We start from the raw sequence: 24,610 nt of genomic DNA on the forward strand, positions 1-24,610 counted from the left end.
TGCAGCGGTTCCTTCCAAGGGCCCGTCCGGTGGAGTTATCCACAGGACGGGCCCTTCGTCGTGACCTACGGCCCGCGCATACCTGCCGAAGCGCGGAGCTTTGCGCATGTCAGCGCACATACGTTCTGGATAAGGACATTCACCGACCGACCAGAACGGCACGCACCCCATGGATATGAGCGCGGCGAACAGGAAAGGCCTCAGTCTTTTCGCCCTGATCATGATCGGCCTCGGCTCGATCTTCGGCTCCGGCTGGCTCTTCGGCGCGGGCCAGGCCGCCGCGGTCGCGGGCCCCGCCGCGATCATCGCCTGGGTGATCGGCGCCGTCTTCATCGGCATGATCGCCATGTCGTACGCGGAGGTCGGCGCCGCCTATCCGCTGCCGGGCTCCATGGCGCGCTTCGGTTCGATCTCGCACGGTCCCGTGCTCGGCTTCATGACGGGCTGGGCCTGCTGGATCGCCATCGCCGCCCTGATCCCGATCGAGTCGATCGCCTCCACGCAGTACATGTCCTCGTGGAACTTCGGCTGGGCGCGCGGGCTCGTCGAGAACGGGGGCCTGACCACCTCCGGCATGGTGATGGCCTTCGCCCTGACCGTGCTGCTCTGGCTGGCCTGCTACTGGTCGGTGGCGCTGCTCGCGAAGGCGAACAACCTGCTCACGCTGGTCAAGTTCGCCATCCCGGTGCTCGCCGTGGTCGCGCTCATCGCCTCCGGCTTCCACACCGGCAACTTCACGAACCACGGCGGCTTCGCGCCCAACGGCTGGTCCGCGGTGATGACCGCGGTCACCACCTCCGGTGTGGTCTTCGCGTTCAACGGCTTCCAGGCCGTGGTGAACCTCGGCGGCGCCGCCAAGAACCCGGGCCGCGCCATTCCGCTGGCCCTGGTGGGCGCGCTCTCCCTCGGTCTCGTCATCTACCTGGCGCTGCAGGTCGCCTTCATCGGCTCCGTACCGCCCGAGCAGCTCGCCTCGGCCGGCGGCTGGCACGGCATCAACTTCGCCTCGCCGTTCGCCGACCTGGCCAAGATCCTGGCGCTGCACTGGGTCGTGATGACGCTGCAGTTCGGCGCGTTCATCTCGCCGTCCGGCGCCAACATCGGCAACGTCGCCTCCGCCTCGTTCATGGCGCAGAACCTCGCCGACACCGGCTTCTTCCCGAAGAAGATCCGCGAGGTGCACCCGAAGTACGGCACCGCCCGTCCCGCGATGTGGCTGAACCTGGGCTTCTCGCTGATCCTGCTCTTCACCGTCGGGCACAGCTGGGAGGCGCTGGCCGCGGTCGTCTCCGCCGCGATGGTGGTCTCGTATCTGATCGGCCCGATCGCCGTCGGGGTCTTCCGCGAGACCAAGCCCGAGCTGCCGCGGCCGTTCCGCCTTCCGGCCGCGCGGATCCTGTGCCCGCTGACCTTCGCCTTCGCGGCCTGCGCCCTGTACTGGACGAAGTGGCCGGACACCGGCAAGGTCGTGCTGCTCACGCTGGTCGCCGCCCCGATCGCGGCCGTCGTCCTGAAGCGCAAGGGCGAGAAGAACCTGAGGAAGCAGTTCGCCCCGGCCTGGTGGCTGATCGCCTTCCTGCTTTGGCTCGGCACGCTCTCGGCGATCGGCGGCGAGGAGTTCGGCGGCGCCGGGTACATTCCGGGCGGTGTGGCCATCGCGCTGGTCGGCGTCTCGGCCCTCGGCTTCTACTTCTGGGCCGTACGCTCCGGCATCAAGGCCCACATGGCGGGGCTGCCGGGTCCGGACCCCGTGTTGGATGCCCCGGCGGAGGAACCCGTACCGGCCGAGGACGTGCGCGAGCTCGCGCACACCTGACAGTCCGCCGGAGATCCGACCGGTGACCTGAGCTGTGACCTGTTGGTCACCTCCGGCAGGCGAGTCCGACGCCGTGGCGCGTTAGGCTCGTCTGTCGGACACAATCCGCACATACGCACCTCGTACGCACCCGCATACGCACCGCCCTCGTACACCCCACGAGCAGACAAGGGAGTCCGCCACCGTGGCAATCTCCGTCTTCGACCTCTTCTCCATCGGCATCGGCCCGTCCTCCTCGCACACGGTCGGCCCGATGCGGGCGGCCCGTATGTTCGTGGGCCGGCTGAAGAAGGACGGTCTGCTCGCCCAGACCGCCTCCGTGCGCGCCGAGCTCTTCGGCTCGCTCGGCGCCACGGGGCACGGGCACGGCACCCCGAAGGCGGTCCTGCTCGGGCTCGAGGGCCACTCCCCTCGTACGGTCGACGTCGAGACCGCCGACGACGAGGTGGAGCGCATCCGTACGTCCGGGAAGCTGCGCCTGATGGGCGCCGAGATAGGCGATGCCCACGTCATCGACTTCGACGAGCCGAACCAGCTGATCCTGCACCGCCGCCGCTCGCTGCCGTACCACGCGAACGGCATGACGCTCTTCGCGTACGACGCGACCGGCGCCCCCCTCCTGGAGAAGACCTACTACTCGGTCGGCGGCGGCTTCGTCGTGGACGAGGACGCGGTCGGCGAGGACCGGATCAAGCTGGACGACACGGTCCTGAAGTACCCGTTCCGCTCCGGCGACGAGATGCTGCGTCTCGCCCGTGAGACGGGCCTGTCGATCTCCTCGCTGATGCTGGAGAACGAGAAGGCCTGGCGGACCGAGGAGGAGATCCGCGAGGGGCTCCTGGAGATCTGGCGCGTCATGCAGGCGTGTGTGTCCCGCGGTATGGCCCGCGAGGGCATCCTGCCGGGCGGTCTGCGCGTCAAGCGCCGCGCCGCGGCCCAGGCCCGCCAGCTGCGCGCCGAGGGTGACCCGATGCTGCACCGCGGCGAGTGGACCACGATCTACGCGATGGCCGTGAACGAGGAGAACGCGGCCGGCGGCCGGGTCGTCACCGCCCCCACCAACGGCGCCGCGGGCGTGCTCCCGGCCGTCCTGCACCACTACATGAACTTCGTGCCGGGCGCGGACGAGGACGGCGTGGTCCGCTTCCTGCTCGCCGCCGGTGCGATCGGCATGCTCTTCAAGGAGAACGCCTCCATCTCCGGCGCCGAGGTCGGCTGCCAGGGCGAGGTCGGCTCGGCCTGCTCGATGGCGGCCGGTGCGCTCGCCGAGGTCCTGGGCGGCAGCCCGGAGCAGGTCGAGAACGCGGCCGAGATCGGCATGGAGCACAACCTGGGACTCACCTGCGACCCGGTCGGCGGCCTCGTCCAGATCCCGTGCATCGAACGCAACGGCATGGCCGCGGTCAAGGCCGTCACGGCCGCGAAGATGGCGATGCGCGGCGACGGTTCGCACAAGGTCTCCCTCGACAAGGTCATCAAGACCATGAAGGAGACGGGCGCGGACATGAAGGTCAAGTACAAGGAGACGGCGCGGGGTGGGCTTGCGGTGAACGTGATCGAGTGCTGATGGGCACCATCTGACCTGCTGATTCGTCTGGACCGGCCGTCGCCTCACCTTTTCCACCAAGGCAAGGCGGCGGCCGTCGTCGGAAACGTATTCCGCCTACCAACTCGGGCAGTTCGGCGCCTCAGGTACCAGAGCGCGGACGTGATCCGTAGCCGTAGTCACAGACGCTCCGCGGCCCTTAGCGTTCTGTCATGAATTGGACGACTCTCATTGCCACCTTGCTTGGTGCGGTGATCGCCACCGGGTCAAGTCTTCTCATCGAGGCGCGTCGAGATCGGCGTACGACGGAAGCCGAGTGGCGGCAGGCCCGACGGGAGTTGTACGGAGCCTTCCTCAGCGCGTCGTCCGTCCGGCGCGCGAGTATTTCCGCAGCGTGCGCACATTGCGTGAGGCTGTAGATGACGGACTGCAGTACCACGATCCCGAACGCGCCGCCTTCGAAGAAGCAGTCACTCTCGCTCTCAGGAGCGCACGTGATGCGATCGGACATGAAGACCGACGCAGCGGACTCACGCCAACCCCAGTGATTGGTCGCCGCGGACGCCAGGCGTTGATCCGAACTCCGTGCGGCGGTCGTGTCAGTCGGCTCGCATATCCTTCCGGCCATCGCACGCCGACACGGAGGATCCAGAGAAGTGACTGGCCTGTCTGCTTTTCCGCTGCCTTTTCAGGCATCGCGTTTCCGATCGACCTCAAGTCCCCGGACGTTGCGGGAGCTTGAGATGATGCAGTGCAGTGCCCAGTTGCGGGCGAAGCCGGGGTGGTTCGACAAGATGAACGACCCGGGGATCGTCGCCAAGTGGACGCGGGAAGCGGTCGCCCAGGGTCTCACCGAGGCTCAAGTGCGGTATGTGCTGGACGAGTTGGCGTACTACGCCGGGCTGCGAGACCAGCGGACCGGCGTCGAGGTGTCCGCCGTCGACGGGGTGTGGCAGTCGGACACCCTGGTCGACGACGCGCTCGGGTCCCGGCTGCGCGAGGCGGTCCGGGTTCTCGAAGAGGTCCCCGAGGACGAGCTCGACTGGCATCCCGGATCGGAGGGCCAGGTGCTCGATCTGGTGCATCCCTCGCTGTTCTGTCTGGTGCGCGAGGCGAGCGGCGCCCCTGAGCGGGCTTGGCGGAATCCGACGGACCGCTACTCGAAGCACGAGTTCTCGGAGCGGTTCCAGTGGCTGCCCACGGACGTCGAGGTCGGCGACGACGGCAAGGCCGCCTTCCTCTCGTACGTCAACAACGTCCACCCCGAGCGGCATCGCGAACTGGCCGCCGCACTGCCCGACTTGTTCGCGCGGATGCTCCCGCTCTTCGAGAACGTGCTCACCGATGCGTGCTACCCGCTGCCGCTGCGGATCGAGGCCGATCCTTATGCGTGGTACGACTCGGAGCCGGAGTACCCGGACAAGGACGCCTACGGCGACGACGCGGCGTACCAGGAAGCGGTGCGCGCCTACGAAGCGGCCCAGGACGACTGGTGGGAGAACCGTCGCCCGGTCGTCCCGGACGCCCCGGAGTTCACCCCGCCCACGCTGCCGGACGACTTCGTCCCGGTCGGCCTGCGCGGCCGCCGCCTCCAGGTCATCGTCAAGCTGGCCACGATCCACCTCACCCCGGACAAGCCCGCGTACAACGGGGGTTCGTGGCATGTCGAGGGGATGCTCAACGAGCGGATCGTCTCCACGGGCATCTACTACTGGGACAGCGAGAACATCACGGAGAGCCGGCTGAGCTTCCGTACGGCGGTCGACGACCCGGACTACGAACAGAACGACGACAACGGCATACGTGAGGTCTACGGCCTGGAGAACGAGGACGCCCTGAACCAGGTACTCGGCTCGGCAGCGACTCCGGCGGGCCGCTGCCTGGCGTTTCCGAACATCTTGCAGCACCGGGTCGGTTCGTTCCGGCTCGCGGACCCGACCCGGCCGGGGCATCGCAAGATTCTGGCGTTCTTCCTGGTCGACCCGTCGGAGACGATCGTCTCGACCGCCGACGTGCCCCCGCAGCAGCCGTGGTCCGACACCTCGACCATGACGGTGGAGCAGGCGAAGAGCTACCGCGAACAGCTCATGCGGGAGCGGAAGTTCTTCGTCGACGAGCACAACGAGCAGGTCTACGAGCGGGAGTTCTCCCTCTGCGAGCACTGAGACACGGGGGTAGTGGGGTAGTGGGGTCATGAGGCGCTGAGTGCCGGGCGGCCGCGCGGCTGCCCGGCTCACCAGGCTCACCAGGCTCAGGACGTGGGCCAGTCCACCTGTCGCTCGACGCGGACCGCGGTGACGCTCACGCCGTCCGGAGCGCCGAAGGCCTCGACCATCACACCGTTGCCGATGTCGGTCACCTGCACGGCCAGGTGGTCCGCGCCCACCCGCAAGTCGATCCGTACCACCGGCTCACCCGAGAAGTCCGGCATCCGGTGGATCCGGGCGGCCGGGTAGCGCAGGGTCTTCAGCTTGTCGCGCAGCGCCTCGTACGACGGGCTGCCGGTCCCCGAGAAGGCCCTGCTGATACGGGACTGGTGGCGCTGCGCGGCGCACTGCTCCTGTGCGGTCAGCGGCACCGGCGCGACGCTGGCGGTCGTCGCCACGCCCGCTGTGGCGGTGGGGAAGGCGAGGGAGCAGCTCTGTGCGATGAGGTCCGCCAGTTCGAGGAACCGGGTCTCCGCAGGGTCGGTCGCGACGGCCGTGCCGGTCACGGGGGCCGGAGCGGCGGTGGCGTGTGCCGCGCCGAGGCCGGTCAGGAGGATGCCGCCGAGCGCGGCCGCCGCCAGGGACTTCTTCGGGAAGCGTGTTGATCTCATGCCCGTACGATGCGGCTCACCGGCCGCCGCCCACATGAGTACCCGTACTCAATGCGACCCCGCATCGTCTGAGCATCAACTCACCGGGCACCACCCCACGCGAGCACCGGCCCCCGCCCGCCCCCTACTTGGTGGCCCCCTGCGCGAACCCGTTGTAGATGTAGCGCTGCAGGAAGAGGAAGACGAGGAGGGTCGGGACGATCACCAGGATCGCGCCGGCCGAGATGTTCTCCCAGTGCGCGCCGAACGGGCCCTTGAAGCGGAACAGGGCCGTGGAGATCGTGCCGTTGTCCTCGGAGGGCATGTAGAGGAACGGGATGTAGAAGTCGTTGTACGTCGTGATGCCCTTGACGATGACGACGGTGGCGATCGCCGGCTTGAGCAGCGGAAAAATGATCTTGCGGTAGATGGTGAAGGTGTTCGCGCCGTCGAGCCGCGCCGCCTCGTCGAGCGAGGTCGGGATCCCCCGGATGAACTGCAGGAAGATGTAGATCGACACGATGTCCGTGCCCATGTAGAGCAGGATCGGCGCCCAGCGCGTGTCCACCAGGCCGAAGCTGTTGACCACTTGGAAGGTCGCCACCTGCGTGGTCACGCCCGGCACGAGCGTGGCGATCAGGAACAGGGCCATGACCGTCTTCTTGAGCCGGAACTCGAAGCGGTCGATGGCGTACGCCGTCATCGACCCGATCAGGACCGTGCCGGTGATCGAGAACAACAGGATGAACGCCGTGTTCCCGAACGCCGTGAGCATCTTGCCGTCGTGGAACGCGGTCGCGTAGTTGGAGAAGTTGAGCCAGTCGCCTGGCAGGCTCAGCGCGCCGCCGTCGGCCACCTCGCGGGAGGTCTTCAGCGAGGTGAGGAAGACGACGGCCAGCGGCACGAGGACCACGAGCGACGCGACGACCAGCGAGAGATACGTCAGGGCCGTGCCGGCGCGGGGCCGGCGCACCGTGCTGCGGCCGGCTCGGGGCCGCCGCGGAGCGGTGCGGGTGCGCCGGTCGGGGGTCAGCGTGGTCATACGAGGTCCACCTTCTCGTCGGGCACGATCCGCCGCTGGAGCCAGGTGACCGCCAGGATGATCAGCAGCAGCACCACGGCGCAGGCCGAGGCCAGACCGGTCTTGTTGAACTGGAAGGCGAGCTTCACCGTCTGGATGACGAAGGTCTGGGTGCCGGTGGCGCCGCCGGTCATGATGTACGGGATCTCGAAGACGGCCAGGGAGCCGGAGATCGCCAGGATGACGCTGAGGCTCAGAACGGGCCGGATGCTCGGCGCGATGATGTGCCGGAACTGCTGCCAGCGGCTCGCGCCGTCGAGCTGCGCCGCCTCGTACAACTCCCCCGGGACCGACTGGATCGCGCCCAGGAAGAGCACGAAGTTGAGGCCGGTGAAGCGCCACACGGAAACGCCCGCGAGCGAGGTGTTGGCGGACTCCGGGTCGCCGAGCCAGGCCTTGTCGCCGTCGGCGCCGAACCACGACAGGACCGCGTCGAGGGTGCCGCCGTCCTGGAAGAAGTAGAGGAAGACGAACCCGATGGCGACGCCGTTGATCAAGTAGGGGAAGAACAGGATCCCCTTGAAGAGGTTGCGAAAGCGCAGGTCGAAGCTGAGCACCGTCGCGAAGTAGAGCGCGATCACGATCTGCACGGCCGAGGCCGCCAGATAGTAGAAGCTCACGAAGAACACCCGGAACAGCTCGGGCCGGGTGAAGAGCTGGGTGTAGTTGTCCACGCCGGTGAAGTTCCGGTCGGGGCTCACGCCGTCCCAGTCCGTGAAGCTGTAATAGATCATGTTGCCCACGGGGACATACGTGAACGTGATCAGCAGGGCCAGCGGCGCGAGCAGGAACAGCCAGGGCGTGATCCGCCGCAGCGGATGATCCCGCCAGGAGCGGGTGGGCGACGTGCCGTGCCGCACTCCGCGCGCGGCGGCCGGGAAGGCCGAACGGGCGGGCGCGGGGGGCGACTTGGACGTGGTGTCGGTCATCTCCGACGTGGTGTCGGTCATCTCGGACGGCCTTTCGTGATCCGCGTCGAGCGTGGGGCGAGCACGAGGGCCCCGCCTCGCGGGCGGTGCGGGGCCCCGTGCTCGCGTCCGGGTCAGTTGCCGACGGTCGCGGCCGCTTCGGCCCAGCGCAGGTCGAGCTCGTCGAGGTAGTCCTGCAGGGACCCCTCCTGAGCGCCGCGGGCGATGTCGATCAGCTTCTGGCGGTAGTCCTGCTTGGCGAGGCCGATCTCGGAGGCGTTGTCGATGGCGTTGACCTGCTCGGTCTTCGCCTCGGAGCGCTCGATCAAGCTGACATCGTTGTCCTGGTACGGCTTGAGGACATCCGGAAGCTTCATGGCCTTCAGGGCCGAGACCCCGCCCTCCTTGGCGGCGAAGCCCGACTTCTCGGTGAACCAGTCGATCCAGGCCCGCGCGGCTTCCTTGTGCTCCGAGTGGGTGTTCACGGCGAGTTGGTAGTCGGAGAGCAGGGTGGCGCAGTACTTGCCGTCCTTCTGCGCCGGGAAGGGCATGAACCCGATGTCGTCCGGGTTCATGCCCGCCTTGGTGGCGGCGTCGCGCATCTGGTTCACGGCCCAGGAGCCGAGCAGCATGCTGCTGATCTTGCCTTTGGCCAGATCCGTCTTGGAGGTCTCCCAGTTGGTGGTGGTCGGGTCCTTCTCGGACAGCTTGCCGTGCACGATGTCGTGGAGCAGGGTGTCGACGACATGGAGATCGCTGCCGTCGGCCCACGGCTTGTCGGCGGCCGCCAGCGCGTCGGAGGCCAGGGGGTCGCAGCTGACCGAGCCGACGCTGTTGGTCCAGGGGCTGCTCAGCGGCCAGCCGTCCTTGAAGTTGGTGTAGTACGGCGTCGCGCCGGTCTTCTCCTTGACGGCGCCCAGGTCCGTAAGGAACTCGTCCGGAGTCGTCGGCCAGTCGGTGATGCCGGCCCGCTCCCACACCTTCTTGTTGTAGACGAGGCCGTTGACCGTACCGAAGTTGGCTATGCCGTACGTCTTGCCCTTGACGTCCGTCTTGCCGGTGAAGCGGTACTTCTCGGCCATGTCCTTGGTGTCGCCCAGCGGGGCGAAGAACTTCGGGTAGTCGCCCTTGGCGATCACGGAGGGGATGAGCAGGACGTCGCCGTAGTTCTCGGTGTTCATCCGGATCTTCACCTCGCCCTCGTAGTCGGTGATGCCCTGGAACTTCACCGTCACCTTGGGATAGGCCTTCTTGAACTCGGCGGCGTACTTCCCCATCGTGCCGTCCTGCACGAGATCGGTGCGGTTGGTCAGCACCGTGATCGTGCCCGACACCTTGCCGGGGTCCGAGGGAGCGGTGGCCGCTTCCCCGGACGAGGCTCCCCCGCCACCACACCCCGCGACCGTCAACAGCGCGGTGGCAAGCAGCACCGCGCTCAGCGGCTTCCTCCTCATGTGCCCAACTCCTTATCCGGACTACGGCTCAGGCCCCAGCGGCTGACGGCACTATGTCAGCGATGTGTGAACCGGTAAAGCTCCGATTTCCAGCGCGATACTCAATCGTTACCGCACGGCTCACCTCTCATGACGCCCACACGGCGCCCAACTGCATTGTTCTGTGCGGTGGTGATCGCTTCTGGGGACTGGACCGGTTAATCACTGGGAGGTTAGGTTGACGGGCGTCACCACCGACCAGGGTCTGCCCCTGTCGAAAAGGAGCCGCTGATGAAGGACGTCGTCCAGCTGACGGAAGGCTGGCAGCTCAGCCACGAAGGGACGCTGCTCGAAGCCCGCGTACCCGGCTGCGTCCACACGGATCTGCTCGCCGCGGACCTCATCCCCGACCCCTTCCTGGGCACGAACGAGCACGACGTGGCCTGGGTGGGGCGGCAACCCTGGACCTACCGGCGCCAGTTGACCGGCGAGGAGACGCATGCGGCGGCGCATGAGCGCACCGACCTGGTCTTCGACGGCCTGGACACCGCCGCCACGCTCACGCTGGACGGCGTGGAGCTGGGCCGCACCCGCAATATGCACCGCTCGTACCGGTTCGATGTCACGGGCCGCAGCGGCGAGTTGAACGTCACCTTCACCTCCGCGTACGAAGAGGCGGAGTCCGTGCGGCAGCTGACCGGGGACCGGCCCAACGTCTATCCCGAGCCGTTCCAGTACATCCGCAAGATGGCGGCGAACTTCGGCTGGGACTGGGGGCCGACCGTGGTCACGGCCGGCATGTGGCGCCCGGTCCGCCTCGAGCACTGGTCGACGGCCCGGCTCGCGCAGGTGCGCCCACTGGTGACCGTGGACGGGACGAACGGGCGCGTGGAGCTTCACCTCGACGTGGAACGCACCGCGGCCGGAGCGGGCCGGCCGCTCCTCGCCCAGGCCACGGTGGCGGGCGTGACCGCGCGCGCCGAGGTGCTCGGGGGCCACGCGACGGTCGTGCTCGACGTGCCGGACGTACGGCTGTGGTGGCCGCGCGGGCATGGTGAACAGCCGCTGTACGACGTGGAGTTGACGCTGCTCGACGCGGGCGAGCCGCTGGACGACGAGAAGGCGCCGGGCGTCGGAGAGCGGCTCGCCACCGGAGAGCCGCTCGACATGTGGCGACGGCGAGTGGGTTTCCGCACCGTCGAGCTCGACCGGAGCACCGACGCGCACGGCTCCGGATTCACCTTCGTCGTCAACGGCGAGCGCATCTTCGTACGCGGCGTGAACTGGATCCCCGACGACGTCCTGCCCTCCCGCGTCACCCCCGAGCGCTACCGGACCCGCCTGGAGCAGACCGCCGCGGCCAACGTGGACCTCGTCCGCATCTGGGGCGGCGGCATCTACGAGGACGACGCCTTCTACGACGTCTGCGACGAACTGGGCCTGATGGTCTGGCAGGACTTCCTCTTCGCCTGCGCCGCCTACCCGGAGGAGCAGCCGCTGCGCGGGGAGGTCGAGGCGGAGGCGCGCGAGAACGTCGTACGCCTGATGCCGCACCCCAGCCTCGTGCTGTGGAACGGCAACAACGAGAACCTGTGGGGCTTTCGCGACTGGGACTGGGAGGAGCCGCTCGCCGGCGACTCCTGGGGCGAGGGCTACTACCTGGGGCTGCTTCCGCGCGTGGTCGCCGAGCTCGATCCGACACGGGCGTACAGCGCGGGCAGCCCGTGGTCGGGCTCCTGGAACCACCACCCCAACGACCCGGACCACGGCACATACCACTCGTGGGAGGCGTGGAACCGGCGGGACTACAGCGAGTACCTGGCGAACGTGCCGCGCTTCGTCTCCGAGTTCGGCTGGCAGGCGCCCCCCGCGCTTGCCACGCTGCGCCGCGCCCTGCCCGGCGAGCGGCTCGCGCCCGACTCCCCCGGCATGCTGCACCACCAGAAGGCCGAGGACGGCAACGGCAAGCTGAACCGTGGCGTGGAGCGCCATTTCGCGCTGCCCGAGGGCGACTTCGACCGCTGGCACTACCTCACCCAGGTCGTCCAGGCACGTGCCGTCGCCGCCGGGATCGAGCACTGGCGCTCCCACTGGCCGCGCTGTGCGGGCACCATCGTCTGGCAGATCAACGACTGCTGGCCCGTCAGCTCCTGGTCCTCGATCGACGGCGACGGGCGCCTCAAGCCGCTCCACCACGAGCTGCGCCGTGTCTACGCCGACCGACTCCTGACCCTCCAACCAGGCGCGGACGGGCCCGAGTTGGCGCTGTCCAACCTGGGCGCCGAGCCATGGGACACCGAGGTCACGCTGCGTCTGCTGCGGACCGACGGCACCGTGGCCGCCCGTATCTCCCTCGGGCTCACCGTGCCAGGGCGCGAGGTGCTGCGGCTGCCCGTACCGCCTCAGGCGCAGCCGGCCGCGGGCTCCGCGAAGGAGTATCTGGTGGCCGACGCCGAGGACCTGCGGGCCGTCCATCTCCCCGTACGGGACAAGGAGTTCGACTATCCCGTGCCGCGCTTCGACATCGCCGTGGAGACCGTGGGCGGCGATCCGGACACCCTCGACGTGGTGGTGACCGCGCAGACGCTCGTACGGGATCTTCTGCTGCAGGCCGACCGCCTCGCTCCCGGTGCGACGGCCGACCGCGGCCTGCTCACCCTGCTCCCCGGGGAGCGGACGCGTCTGCGGATACGGGGAGCGGCGGGCGCCGGCGCGAACGCGATCCGCGCGGCCTTGTTCTGCGTGGAACCGGCGTGAGCGCACCCGCCCAGCGCATCACGATCAAGGAAGTCGCGGCCGCCGCCGGGGTCTCCAAAGGTGCGGTGTCGATCGCGTTCAACCACAAGCCCGGCCTGTCCGAGGCCACGCGGGAGCGCATCTTCACCGTCGCGCGGGAGCTGGGCTGGGCCCCCAACTCCTCCGCGCGCAGCCTGTCGACGCGACGGCCGGACACCATCGGCCTCGCCCTGTGCCGGCCGGCGCGGCTGCTCGGGCTCGGGCCGTTCTACATGGACTTCATCTCCGGGATCGAGAGCGTTCTCGCCGAGCGCTCCTGCTCGCTTCTGTTGCGCCTCGTCAGCGGTCTGGACGAGGAGATCGCGCTGCAGGAGACGTGGTGGCGCGAACGCCAGGTCGGCGGATCCATCCTGGTCGACTTCCACCAGGACGATCCCCGTATCGCACCGCTCAAGGAACTCGGCATCCCGGCGGTGGCGGTCGGGCATCCCGACCTCACCGGCGGGATCCCGTCGATCTGGACGGACGACGCGGGGGGGGGGGGCGGGGGGGGGGGGGTTCTCGCCGCGCCCGGGCACCGCCGCCTCGCCCGCGGCGGGGGGCCTGCCGGGCGGGGGCACAGCGCCATCCGCGAACGGGCCTTCCAGGACACGCTGCGCGCGCTCGGCCTGCCCCCGACCACCCCGGTGGACACGGGATTCGCGGGCGAGGAAGGGGCGCGGGCGACCCGCTCGCTGCTGCTGCGGCCCGAGCGGCCGACCGCGATCGTCTACGACAACGACATCATGGCGGTCGCCGGCCTCGGCGTCGCCGCCGAGATGGGGGTCACGGTGCCGGACGAACTGTCGCTGCTCGCCTGGGACGACTCCCAGCTGTGCCGCCTGACGCATCCGACACTCTCGGCGATGAGCCATGACGTGCACGGCTTCGGAGCGGAGGTGGCACGCGAGTTGTTCGACGTCATCGCCGGCCGGCCGGTGCGTCCGCGCCCCGTGATGACGCCCTCGCTCACACCGCGCGGCTCCACGGCCTCGCTCCGTGCGGCTGTCTCTTGAACGGCAGGGTGGGCTGGTGGGCTGAGGGCCGGCGCGCGGAGGGGCCGGTGTCTGGAGAGGCCGGTGTCCGGCTTCAGGCCGGTGGCGGCTTCAGGCCGTACGCGGCGGGCTGGTGCTCGCGCGGGGCAGCAGGCGGGCGGCCGGCACCTGGCTGTGCCGTACGTCCTCCTTGCCGACCGCGGCGAGGAGCGTGCGGGCGGCGAGGGCTCCGTACTCGCCGATGTCCCGGGTGAGGGCGGTGAGTTGGGGGCGCACCGCCTGCGTGAAGGGCGAGTCGTCCCACGCCACGAGGGACAGATCCCGGGGGACTTCCAGGTTCAGCTCCTGGGCGACCGACAGACCCGCGACGGCCATGATGTCGTTGTCGTAGACGATCGCGGTGGGGCGCTCCGAGGCGATGAGCAGCCGGCGGGTCGCGCGGGCACCCTCCTCGCCGGAGTAGTCGGTGTGCACCACCGTGGGCGCGGGCAGCCCCGCCGCGCGGCAGCTCTCCTCGAAGGCGGCGTCGCGCACGGTGGTGTGCGCGAGCTGCGGCAGCCCGGCCACCCGCGCGATGGCGCGGTGTCCGAGAGCGGCGAGATAGGCGACGGTCTCGTGGACACTCGCGCCGTCGTCGGACCAGACGGCGGGCACGGCACCGGCCGCCCGCGGCGGACCCAGGGCCACCACCGGCAGATCCATGGCGGCGAGCGCGGCCACCCTTACGTCGTCGTCGTGCAGGTCCACCAGGAGGGCGCCGTCCACCCTGCCCTCGCCCCACCAGCGGCGGTAGAGCTCGATCTCGTCGTCATGGCTCGTGACGGTCTGGAGCATGAGGGCGATGGAGCGCGGTGCGAGTTCGGACTCGATGCCGCCGATGAGTTCCATGAAGAAGGGCTCGACGCTCAGCGTCCGGGCCGGCCGGCATACGGCCAGGCCCACGGCCCGGGCCTGCGCGCCGTTGAGCGCCCGGGCGGCGCTGCTGGGCCGCCAGCCGACCTCCGCGGCGATCGCCTTGATACGGGCCCGGGTCTGCGCGGAGACGCCCGGCTGGTCGTTGAGGGCGTAGGAGACCGCGACCTTGGAGACCCCCGCCTGGCGCGCGATGTCCGCAATCGTCGGCCTCTTCATGCGCGCGCCCTCCTGCTGTACCGGTTCCGTACCTCAGCGGGCGACCCTACCGGGCGGCCGCCGGGGTACGCGCTCCCGGTCACTGAACGCGGGTTCAGGAGGCGTGCGATCCCTTCGGGGTCCTTCAGGGACTGGTGGTGCAGGTCCTGCCGTCGAGGGTGAAGGCGGCCGGGGCCGTGTTCGTTCCGGTGGAGGAGCCGTTGAGGCCGAAGCTCACCTGTCCGCCCGCGGGGATGGAGCGCGTCCAGGACTCCGGGGTGACCTGGACCGCGGCGCCGTCCTGGGCGGCCCGGGCGTTCCACACCGAGTTGATCCGCTGCCGGCCGGGGAAGGCGAAGTCGAGCTTCCAGCCGTCGATCTGCCGGTCGGACGTGTTGCGGACGGTGATGTCGGCGTTGAACGAACTGCCCCAGTCGCTCAGCCGGTAGGTGACCGCGCAGGCGCCGCTGCCCGGGTCGGGGTCCGGGTCGGGGTCGGGGTCGGGGTCGGGGTCAGGGTCAGGGTCAGGGTCCGGGTCGGTGCCGCCGCCGAAGACGCCGGCTTCCTTGGCGGTGGCCCTGATGCCGTCAGCGCCGTCGAACAGGCGCTTGCCCCAGTCGGAGGGCGCGTTCGCGTCGAAGTTCCGGACCAGGTCGAGGTACTCGACCCCGCTCCCGTTGCCGCTCCAGGACCAGCCCATGAAGCCGAGGTCCAGGGACCGGGTGGTGGCGAGGATGGCGTCCTCGTCCGGGTTGCCGTCCGAGTGCATGTCTCCGAACTCGCCGACCACGATGGGCAGTTGGGCGGCGACGAACCGGTTGAGGTAGTCGCTCACCTCCGCCGGGGTGTCGAAGACGCCGTACATGTGGATGTCGAACAGGATGTTGCGGTCCGGGTCGGCGGCCATCACAGCGGCCGCGTTGTCCCGCATGGTGAAGGACCAGTCCTGGCCCCAGTTGGGTGCGTCGACCATCAGCGTGTGGTCGAGTCCGCCGGCGCGAAGGCGGCCGACCGCCGCCTTCGTGTCGTCGGTCCATGCGCTGTAGTTCGCGTTGCCGTAGGGCTCGTTGCCGATGTTGACCAGGACGTACTTCTCCTGGCCGACGAGGGCGTCCTTGATACTCAGCCAGTAGTCGACCGCCTTCGACAGCGGCGCGGCCGCGCCCGCCTCGCCGTAGCCCGTCGTGTCATGGGCCTCCAGGACACAGATCAGGCGGTTCTGCTTGCACTCCTTGACGACGTGGGCGACATCGGCGGTGTCGTTCCTGGTCCACTGGTCACCGGTGCTCAGGACGACCCGTACGGAATTGGCGCCCTTGGCCTTGATGTCGGCGAGCGCCCGGTCGGTCCTGTCGGGGTACCAGGTGTGCGCGTGGTTGACCCCGCGCAGGACGAAGTCCTGGTCGTCGGCGTCGAGCAGACGGCCGTTGCGGATATGGAACCCTGGTGCGTCCGCGGCCTGTTCGGCTGATGCGGGCTGTGCGGCCTGTCCGTCCGGTGCGGGCTGTGCGGCCGGTGCGGCACGTCCGTCCGGTGCGGCCTGTGCGGACGGGGAGAGCGCCGGCGGTGTGGCGCAGGCGGCCAGCAAGGCGGCGACCGCAGCGGCGGCTCGTGTGCGTCTCATCTACTGCTCCTGGTTCGATCGGTGCGCGCCGGTGGTCGGGCCGCCGGTATGGGGCAGCCCTGGGCGCGACGTGGCAACAGGGGCGGTACGGGGCCGTGCCCGCTTAACCGGGCACAGCAGACCAGGACTGCCGGCTCGGCACCCGGTCGGCCGCCGCCCGGGAGCGCGAGGCGCGCACCCGGGCGGCGGCGTGGCCGAGCGGCACGCGGGGAGCTGTCGGGGGCACGCCCGACCTGCTGGAACGCAAGGCCGGACACCGGTTCGCACGCTTCCGCTCGGCGACGGCCACGACATTAGGGGGCACGGAAAGCGAGCACAATGGTTTCTACAGAACCGGTTAAGTGAACACTTCTTCAGGGGAGCACGGTCGGCGCACCGAGGCCCGCGCCGCCGCGGCGGCCCCCACCAGGCCGGCGTCCTGCGCGAGAGCCGCGGGCCTGACCTGGAGCCCGCGGACGAAGTCCAGCGTGGCGTAGGAGTCGAGGTGGCGCCGGAGCGGCGCGAACAGCAGGTCACCGGCCTGTGCCACACCGCCGCCGATGACCACCGCCTCGATCTCGACCAGCGAGGCCGTGGCCGCGACGGCCGCGGCGAGCGCCCGCGCCGCACGGTCGAAGGCCGCAAGGGCCCGCGCATCACCCTGCCCGGCGGACACCGCGACCGCCGCCGCCGTCGCCTCCTCGCCTTGCGCCGGCGTCCAGCCCGCCGCCAGCGCCTGCCGGGCGATCGCACCTCCGCTGGCAAGCCCTTCGACGCAGCCGCGCGCGCCGCACGGGCAGAGGGAGCCGTCGAGATCCACGCTGATGTGCCCGATGTGGCCGGCGTTGCCCGAACGCCCTTGATGCAGACGCCCGTTGAGGATCAGCCCGCCGCCGACGCCCGTCGAGACCACCATGCACAGCGCATGGCCGACATCACGCGCGGCGCCTTTCCAGTGCTCCGCCGCCGCCATCGCCACGGCGTCCCCGACCAGGACCGGCTCGAGCCCGGCGAACAGCGAGGGATACGCGCGCACCTCGTCCACCAGCGGAAAGCCCCGCCAGGCAGGGATGTTGACCGGGCTCACGGTGCCCTTCGCCGTATCCACCGGACCGGCGCTCGCGATGCCGAGGCCGCGGATGACACCCCAGGCGGGGTCGCCGGCCAGACCGTCGAGGACGGCGCCGACCGCCTCCATGAGCACCCGCGCGGACTCGTGTGCGGGAGTCGGGCGCTGGGTGCGCCGCACCACCCGACCCTCCTCGTCGACGAGCGCCCCCGCGATCTTCGTACCGCCGATGTCCAACGCCGCGTACATGACCCTCCCTCTCCCGGCGCGGGGCGAAGGCCGGGCGCCGTGTCACCGTGACTGTCCAGGAGAATACTTAACCGCTTAAGTTCCTCGCTCGGAAGACCCGGCAACCTTCCGCGCTTCGGCGGCGACCTACCTTCGTATGCGCCGGCCCCCACGGCCACGTACGAGAAAGAGACGAGACCCCCACCGTGCAGCACGCCCGCCCCCTGTCCCGCCCGGCCTGTCTGCTCGCCGCCGCGACCCTCACGCTCACCCTGGCCGGTGCGCCCGGCGCCCGCGCCGCCGACGGCAGGGGCGACATCACCGCCGATGTGCTCGCCGGGCGGGACGTGCGGCTCACGGGTGACGCGGTGGTACGGCTGCCCGGCGGGACTCACACGTATCCCGGTGTGCTGTCCGGCGAGGGCACCCTGCGTATCTCGGGCACCGGGACCATGGTCCTGACGCGCGACAGCGACTTCACGCTCCCCGAGGCGCGCCAGCGTCAGCAGGTGCGGGTGCGGGGCGGCAACCACCCCTACGTCACGGTGCACCACCCGGACCCGCCGGCCGTCACGGTCGAGCGGGGCGCGACGCTCCAGTACGGCGACGGCGGCACAGCCGGCCAGATCGGCCACTTCCCGTACAACACCCCTGCCTACCGGCAGAACCAGAACAACATACGGGTGGACGGCACCCTGCGCCTGTCCCTGAAAAGCGCCTACAACCTCGGCACGATCAGCGGCTCCGGGCTCATCACCCAGCCCCGCTTCCTGTGGGGCACCTGGGATCTGTCGGGTACCCACCCCGGCTTCACCGGCACGATCGACAACGGCACCCAGGCGCAGGCCGGGCGGCCCGAGTTCGCGCTCTCGCTGCCCGGCGTCCGCAAGGTCCTCAACCAGGGCACGTGGACGGTGGACACCCCGCTCGGGCAGACCGTGACCCAGCGCATGGACTTCTACCAGCGCGAGTACGGCAGCGACATCAACGTCCAGTCGAGACCGGGCAGCAAGGTCGTCCTCACCGGCCGGTACAGCTGGGCCGACGGCGGCAGCAACACCGACCCCACCCTCAGCGATCCGGCGCTCAACTGGCGTCCCGCGCACAAGAACATCAACAAGCGCGGCACCAACATCAAGGGCGCGAACGTGCAGTGGGGCGACGGCACCACGGACAAGATCTTCATGCCGGGCACCGCCGAGACCGTGTACATCAACCTGCTTGCCGCGCGCGAGCGTTCACGTCTGACCTTCGCGTACAACGGCCCTGTCACGCTCGGCGCCCCGATCGGCGGCGGTGTCTTCCATGACACGCTCTCCGCCCCCGGTCAGGGCGACATCGTCATCAAGGGCGTCAAGGGCAACGACGTCACCTTCGCGGCGCGGCAGTTCTACGACGGGACGACGACCGTCGAGAAGGGTGCCGTGCTGCGGCTGGGCAGCGGGAAGGCGGGCGGCGACGGCGGTCTCCATCAAGGCGGTTCGCGGTACGGGCTGACCGTCGACGGGAGCGTGATCGCGCAGAACACGGACAAGCCGCTCGACTTGTCCGGGATCAGCGGCTCCGGGGCGCTCACGCAGGCGGGCAGGGCACCGCTGCGGCTGACCGGGCCCACGTACACCGGCGTCACCACCGTGCGGCGCGGCACCCTCGAACTGCGCCGCGGCACCCTTTCCGCGAGCCGCGCCGTGCGCCTCACCGGCGACGGTGCGCGGCTCGATCTGACCCGGGCCGGGGACGAGGTGCTGCGGCGGCTCGACGCGGTCGCCGGCAGCGAGGTGGTGTGGGGTGAGGCGGATCGGCTGACCGTGCGGGGCTCGGGTGAGGGGGCGCTGTCGGGGACGCTTCGGGGCGGGGAGCTGTACAACTCGGGTGCTCTGAAAGGTGAGTTCAGCCTGCGGGGCGACTTCCGGCAGGCGGAGAGCGGGGAGCTGACCGTACGGGCCGGTGCGAGGCCGGCAACGGTGAGCGGCAAGGTCACCCTCGGCGGGCGGCTCTCCGTACTGCCGCCGAAGGGCGAGGCACCCCGTGAGGCGATCGTGCTCGAGCTCACCGGCGAGCGGCGCGCGTCGGGCACTTTCAGGGGTCTGCGGGAGGGGGCCCGTGTCCCCGTCACGCCAGGGTCGGCGTCGCCGTCGCCGTCGTCGCCGTCGTCGACCTCGACCTCGACCTCGACCTCGACCTCGACCTCGACCTCGACCTCGACCTCGCCGGAGTATCGCCTCACCTATCGGGGCGGCGACGGCAACGACATCGCTCTCGTACGGGGCACGGGCGGCGGAAAGCCCGAGGGCGCACCCTCTGCCGCGGCGGGCAGCAGCGCCCGGGCCGCCTCCGCCGGCGGAAACGGGCCGTGGCTGTGGGCGGCGGGGAGCGCGGCGCTCGCGGCCGTGGGTCTCGTCGTGGGTCTCGTCGTCCTGCGCCGTCGGCGCCGGGGCACGGCCGGGGCGCCGTCTGCGGGGCGGCATCGGGCGGGCTGAGTCGTCTGTGAGGAGGCATCGGGCAGGGCGAGTCCACCGCGGGGCGGCATCGGGCGGGCTGAGTCGTCAACTCCGGGTGGACCGTGGGGAGTTCAGCCGGCGACTCCACACACGTTCAGCCCGCAGACGTCCGGTGCGTCTTCAGGGCGAGGTGCACCTGGAGCGCCTGGTCCCCGTGCCGCCACTGCGGACCCAGAAGGGCGGAGATGCGGTCGATGCGCTGATAGAGGGTGTTGACGTGGACGTACAGGTCCGCGGCCGTGCGCGTGAGGCTGCCGTCGCAGGTGAAGTACGCGAGGGCCGTACCGGTGAGGTCGCTGCCGCGGGACGCGTCGTGGTCGAGCAGCGGGCCGATGGTGCGGCGCACGAAACGGTCGAGCTCGCCGCGGTCGGCCCGGCCGATCAACAGGCCGTGGATCCCGAGGTCGTCACGGCAGGCACCCTCGCCCACCCGGTCGAGCGCCACGAGGGCGTCCACGCAGCGGGCCGCGTCCCGATGGGCGCCCGCCACCCCGGCGGCGCCCGGAGCGGCACTCTCGGCGCCGACCGTGACCGCCCCCGAGGCCCCCGCGCCCAGCGCTCCGGCGAGGTGGCGGGCGGCTTCGCCGGGACCCGTACCGGCCGCGGCACCAGTGGCCGGGTCGGGGGCCGGATCCAATGGCAGCACCATCACCGCGTCGCCCCCGGCCTCCCCCGCGATCCCTCCCCTGCGTACGGCATACGCCCCTGCCAGATCAGCGATCCGGCGCCTGCGCCCGGTGTCCTCGGCCCTTGCGACCAGGACGACATGGGGCCGGTGCAGGTCGAGCCCGACGAGGGCGGCGCGGCGGGTGAGGCCCTCGGGGTCGCGGTGCGGGGCGCCGAGGAGTTCGTCGAGGAGTTCGCCGCGCAGGCGCTGTTCCGCCGCGGCGACCGAGCGCTCGTGCAGGAGCATCAACGCGACGGCCTGGGCGGCGCGTTCGAGCGCGTGCACGTCGGAGGCGTCGAGACCGCCCCGTACGAACAACAGCGTGCCGAGGTGTTCGTCGGCGGCGATGACCGGGGTGGCGCACGCCGTACCCCGGGTCGCGGAGGCACGCCGCGCGCGTGCGGTGGCCAACTCCCGTACGAACTGCGCCGGTTGAGGCGGATCGACACCCGCTTCCGCCAGGGAGCGTCCCTCCGCGTCCAGGACGGAGACACTCCCCCGCAGCACCTCGGCCAGCGCCCGGGCGAGCTCCGCGGGTCCGCCGCCGTCGAGGGCGACCGCGGTGAGCCGCTCGTGGACGGTGGCCGCCTTGCGTACCTCCTCGAAGAGCGTGGCGTTCTCGATGGCGAGCGCCGCGTGGTTGGCGAGGGAGATCAGCAGCTCGACCTCGGCGGGTGCGAAGGGGCGCACGCGGCGGTTGGCGGCGAACAGCACGCCGTACACCTGGTCCCCGAACTTCAGCGGCACACCCTGGATGGCGACCAGGCCCTCCGCGCCGATGACCGAGTCCACGTAGTCGGAGTGCGCGAAGCGTTCGTCGTTGGGGTAGTCGGCCGTGTGGTACGGCTGGGCAGTCTCGGCGACCAGGCCGCCGAGCCCCGTACCGACCGCGAGCCGGCCGGTCTTGAAGGCCTCCGTGGTGATCCCCTCGGTGACATGGACATAGGTGTCGCCCTGTTCCTGGTCGTACAGGAGCAGATACGCGACGTCCGTGCCGGCCAGGGTGCGGGCGCGGCGGACGATGGCCTGGAGCACGTCCTGCAGAGCGCGCAGGGAGGCGAGGTCGCCCGCGGTCTCGTACAGGGCGGCGAGCGCGGCCTCGCGGCTGCGGTGGGCGGCGAGCCGGGCGCGTAGCTCCAGGGCGTCTCCGACCAGGGAATCCTCCGCGCCGCTCGCGCGCAAGGCGTCCTCGTCGGCCTCCTCGCACAGGAGCCGCAGCAGCGCGCCGTCACCGGGTGGGGTGGTCACCCGGCCAGTGATACCGCACCGTCCGGGCTCCGATGCGGTGGTGTGGCGACCGTCACGCGACGTGGAGGATCTCCACTCATGACCCCGGTGCGGTGTGGTCATCCTCCATGGCGGCGGACGCCGCGTCCCGAGACCGTTGCTTGCGCGGCACCTTGTGCCTCACCGCCCGGCCTTCTGCCCCGCCGGCTCTCGGCGTTCCGCCCTCGTTCCTGGAGCCCCCGTGAACCTCGTCCGACTCCTCACCGACACCGCCGCCCGCCACCCGGACCGTCCCGCCCTGCGGCTCGGCGGCAAGGTGGTCACGTATGCCCGGCTCGCCCGCGACTCCGCCCGCGCCGCCTCGTATCTCCTCTCGTACGGTCTGGAGCCCGGCGACCGCGTCGGCCTGAGCCTGCCCAACGTGCCCGAGTTCGCCGTCCTCTACTACGGCATCCTGCGTGCGGGCGGCGTCGTGGTCCCGATGAATCCGCTGCTCAAGGAGCGTGAGCGGGAGCATCTGGTGGCGGACTCGAGGGCGTTGATCACCCTTGACGCCGCCCGCGACTGGGGAGCGGAGCTCGCCGCGCACCCGCCCCTGGAGACCGTGGCCGAACGCGCCGCCGACGACACCGCGGTGCTGATCTACACCTCGGGCACGACGGGCCGGCCCAAGGGCGCCGAACTGACGCACGCGAACCTGCTGCGCAACGTCGAGGCCACCAATGCCTCGCTGCTCCATCTCACCGAGCACGACGTGCTGTTCGGCGGTCTGCCGCTGTTCCACTCCTTCGGCCAGACCTGTGTCCTGAACACCGCGGTCGCGGCGGGCGCGAGCGTCACCCTGCTGCCGCGGTTCGATGCGGGTGAGGCGCTGGATCTGCTCGTACGGGACGCGGTGACCGTATGGGCCGGGGTGCCGACGATGTTCGGCGCCCTCCTGGGGCATCCGTCGCTCGGGCCCGTGCACCGGGGGCGGCTGCGGCTCGCGGCCTCCGGTGGGGCGGCGCTTCCCGTGGAGGTCCTGCACGCCTTCGAGGAGGCCTTCGGCTGCCCGCTTCTGGAGGGGTACGGGCTGTCGGAGACCTCTCCGGTCGCCTCGTTCAACCGGCTCGAAGGCCCCCGGCGGCCGGGCACGATCGGGCTGCCGATCGCCGGCGTACGGATCCGTATCCAGGACGAGTCGGGGCGTGAACTGCCCGACGGGCGCACCGGCGAGGTCGCGGTCAGCGGCCACAACGTGATGAAGGGCTACTGGAACCGGCCCGAGGACACCGCCGAGGTGCTGCGCGACGGCTGGCTGCGCACCGGCGATCTCGGGGTGCGCGAGGCGGACGGCCTCTTCCGGATCGTCGGGCGGAAGAAGGAGCTGATCATCCGCGGCGGGTTCAACGTCTATCCGCGGGAGATCGAGGAGGTGCTCTACGAGCATCCGGCCGTCGCCGAGGCGGCCGTACTCGGCACGCCGCACCCGGAGTTGGGCGAGGAGGTCACCGCTGTCGTCGCCCTCAAGCCCGGTCGTGCCGCGGCGACTGCGCCCGACGAACTGCTCGCGTTCGTCAAGGCGCGCGTCGCCCCGTACAAGTACCCGCGCGTCGTGGCGATCGCCGACGCGCTGCCCAAGGGGCCGACCGGGAAGATCCTCAAGCGGGAGATCACTCCGCCGGTCCTGACGCCCCGAGGCCTGAAGGAGACCGTCCGATGAGTCGTGTGCGTTCGGTGAGTCGTGTCCGTTCGGTGCGACCTGCCCATCTGGTGCGACTTGCCCGTGCGATGCGACCTGCTCGTGCGATGCGACCTGCCCGTCCGAGGAGAATCGCCGTCCTCGCCCGCGGCGCCCTCACCGCGGCCCTCGCCCTGGTGGCCGTGGCGGCCGCGCCCGCGCCCGCCGAGGCCGCGTTCGAACCGCCGCTGCCCGCCCTCGACATCACCGACACCTACGTCACCGGCATCTCGTCCGGCGGCTTCATGGCCTCGCAGCTGCAGATCGCCAACTCGGCGGCCTTCAAGGGCGCGGCGGTATTCGCGACGGGACCGTACTACTGCGGTCAGGGCAGCATCCTGCACGGCCTCGCCGAGTGCACCGGGCTCGCGTCCACCGATCCGGCGGGGATCGTGGCGACCGCGCGGCGCTGGTCGGAGCAGGGGAAGATCGACCCGGTGGCGCACCTCGCGGGCAAGCCGGTCTACACGTACCACGGCACGAAGGACCCCCTGGTCAGCGAGCGGATGAGTGACGAAGGGGTCCAGGTGCACCGGCAGTTGGGGGCGCGGATCGCGTACCACGACACCGATCCCGCGGGGCACGGCTGGCCGCGGCCGGACGGTGCGCTGCCGTGCGGGACGACCTTCTACCCGTTCCTGATCGACTGCGGCAACGATCCGCAGGGCGAACTGCTCACCCACTGGCTGGGCTCGGTCCGCCCGCCGGCCGCCACGCAGACCGGCACGCTGAGCGAGCACGACCAGGACCGCTACACGCCGGGCGGCTGGGCGCAGTTGTACAGCCTGGGGAGCAAGAGCTTCCTGTACACGCCCGATTCCTGCGCCGCCGGAAAGCCCTGCAAGCTGGTGGTCGCGCTGCACGGCTGCCTGAGCGACAACAAGTTCGTCGGCGACCGCTTCGCCCGCGAGTCCTACCTCAACGAGTACGCGGACACCAACGACCTGGTGATCCTCTACCCGCAGACCGATGTCAGCGTCGCGCGCGGCAATCCACAGGGCTGCTGGGACTGGTGGGGATACACCGGCAGCGACTATGCACAGAAGTCCGCACCCCAGATGCGCATGATCATGAACCAGGTGCGGGCGCTCAAGCGCTGAATCTCTCGCCGCCGAACCAGCCTTCACAGCATGG

General features: G+C 70.4%; 16 protein-coding genes. 8 read left to right on the forward strand and 8 right to left on the reverse strand.

Translation table 11 applies throughout. The features are described from left to right. Positions 1-169 precede the first annotated feature (169 nt). The 3 genes from JAO81_RS01095 (at position 170) to JAO81_RS01105 (ending at position 5,527) form a co-directional block, all read left to right on the forward strand. The gene (locus JAO81_RS01095) at positions 170-1,816 is read left to right on the forward strand and encodes an APC family permease (protein ID WP_199545799.1); all 1,647 of its coding nucleotides are present in this window, start codon (positions 170-172) and stop codon (positions 1,814-1,816) included. A 184-nt stretch (positions 1,817-2,000) separates the two neighbouring features. After that, complete coding sequence (locus JAO81_RS01100; RefSeq protein WP_199545800.1) at positions 2,001-3,383, forward strand: L-serine ammonia-lyase; 1,383 nt, start codon at positions 2,001-2,003, stop codon at positions 3,381-3,383. 635 nt (positions 3,384-4,018) lie between these two features. Then, on the forward strand, positions 4,019-5,527 hold the full coding sequence (locus JAO81_RS01105; RefSeq protein WP_199545801.1) for a DUF4246 domain-containing protein: 1,509 nt from the start codon (positions 4,019-4,021) through the stop codon (positions 5,525-5,527). 86 nt (positions 5,528-5,613) lie between these two features. On the opposite strand, the gene JAO81_RS01110 is transcribed toward JAO81_RS01105, so the two are convergent. From JAO81_RS01110 to JAO81_RS01125, 4 genes are all read right to left on the reverse strand, one after another. Beyond that, on the reverse strand, positions 5,614-6,180 hold the full coding sequence (locus JAO81_RS01110) for a hypothetical protein (RefSeq protein WP_233414771.1): 567 nt from the start codon (positions 6,178-6,180) through the stop codon (positions 5,614-5,616). A gap of 124 nt (positions 6,181-6,304) precedes the next feature. Further along, positions 6,305-7,201, reverse strand: coding sequence for a carbohydrate ABC transporter permease (locus tag JAO81_RS01115; RefSeq protein WP_233414772.1), 897 nt, complete (start codon positions 7,199-7,201; stop codon positions 6,305-6,307). Then, positions 7,198-8,169, reverse strand: coding sequence for a carbohydrate ABC transporter permease (locus tag JAO81_RS01120; protein ID WP_199545945.1), 972 nt, complete (start codon positions 8,167-8,169; stop codon positions 7,198-7,200). Before JAO81_RS01120 ends, JAO81_RS01115 begins: the two co-directional genes overlap by 4 nt. Positions 8,170-8,282: 113 nt before the next feature. Further along, entirely contained in the window at positions 8,283-9,602 is a 1,320-nt protein-coding gene (locus JAO81_RS01125) for an ABC transporter substrate-binding protein (RefSeq protein WP_199545802.1), read from the reverse strand. A gap of 270 nt (positions 9,603-9,872) precedes the next feature. Here JAO81_RS01125 and JAO81_RS01130 point away from each other — a divergent pair, with 270 nt between their 5' ends. Continuing rightward, positions 9,873-12,338, forward strand: coding sequence for a glycoside hydrolase family 2 protein (locus JAO81_RS01130; RefSeq protein ID WP_199545803.1), 2,466 nt, complete (start codon positions 9,873-9,875; stop codon positions 12,336-12,338). Further along, entirely contained in the window at positions 12,335-13,372 is a 1,038-nt protein-coding gene (locus JAO81_RS01135; RefSeq protein WP_199545804.1) for a LacI family DNA-binding transcriptional regulator, read from the forward strand. The genes JAO81_RS01130 and JAO81_RS01135 overlap by 4 nt, the downstream gene beginning before the upstream one ends. Positions 13,373-13,462: 90 nt before the next feature. On the opposite strand, the gene JAO81_RS01140 is transcribed toward JAO81_RS01135, so the two are convergent. The 3 genes from JAO81_RS01140 to JAO81_RS01150 all read right to left on the reverse strand — a co-directional run bounded on the left by JAO81_RS01140 (position 13,463) and on the right by JAO81_RS01150 (position 17,382). Beyond that, positions 13,463-14,482 (reverse strand): LacI family DNA-binding transcriptional regulator, encoded by a 1,020-nt coding sequence (locus tag JAO81_RS01140; protein WP_199545805.1) that lies wholly within the window; start codon positions 14,480-14,482, stop codon positions 13,463-13,465. Positions 14,483-14,606: 124 nt separating this feature from the next. After that, positions 14,607-16,085: a cellulase family glycosylhydrolase gene (locus JAO81_RS01145; RefSeq protein ID WP_199545806.1), complete on the reverse strand. Its 1,479-nt coding sequence runs from the start codon at positions 16,083-16,085 to the stop codon at positions 14,607-14,609. Between the two features lie 337 nt (positions 16,086-16,422). Beyond that, positions 16,423-17,382 carry an ROK family protein gene (locus JAO81_RS01150; protein WP_199545807.1) on the reverse strand — a complete coding sequence of 320 codons (960 nt, stop codon included), beginning with the start codon at positions 17,380-17,382 and terminating at the stop codon, positions 16,423-16,425. Positions 17,383-17,567: 185 nt separating this feature from the next. Between JAO81_RS01150 and JAO81_RS01155 the strand changes: the two genes are divergently transcribed. After that, positions 17,568-19,841: an autotransporter gene (locus JAO81_RS01155; RefSeq protein WP_307813100.1), complete on the forward strand. Its 2,274-nt coding sequence runs from the start codon at positions 17,568-17,570 to the stop codon at positions 19,839-19,841. Between the two features lie 115 nt (positions 19,842-19,956). Here the strand turns inward: JAO81_RS01155 and JAO81_RS01160 are convergent, their stop codons facing one another. Continuing rightward, positions 19,957-21,777: a GAF domain-containing protein gene (locus tag JAO81_RS01160; RefSeq protein WP_307813101.1), complete on the reverse strand. Its 1,821-nt coding sequence runs from the start codon at positions 21,775-21,777 to the stop codon at positions 19,957-19,959. Between the two features lie 220 nt (positions 21,778-21,997). Here JAO81_RS01160 and JAO81_RS01165 point away from each other — a divergent pair, with 220 nt between their 5' ends. Both JAO81_RS01165 and JAO81_RS01170 read left to right on the forward strand, forming a co-directional pair. Next, positions 21,998-23,458: a long-chain fatty acid--CoA ligase gene (locus JAO81_RS01165; protein WP_199545809.1), complete on the forward strand. Its 1,461-nt coding sequence runs from the start codon at positions 21,998-22,000 to the stop codon at positions 23,456-23,458. Positions 23,459-23,544: 86 nt separating this feature from the next. Further along, the gene (locus tag JAO81_RS01170) at positions 23,545-24,576 is read left to right on the forward strand and encodes a PHB depolymerase family esterase (RefSeq protein WP_199545810.1); all 1,032 of its coding nucleotides are present in this window, start codon (positions 23,545-23,547) and stop codon (positions 24,574-24,576) included. Positions 24,577-24,610: the final 34 nt, after the last annotated feature.

The sequence above is a fragment of the Streptomyces sp. N35 genome (assembly GCF_016464295.1).
Taxonomy (GTDB): Bacteria; Actinomycetota; Actinomycetes; order Streptomycetales; family Streptomycetaceae; genus Streptomyces.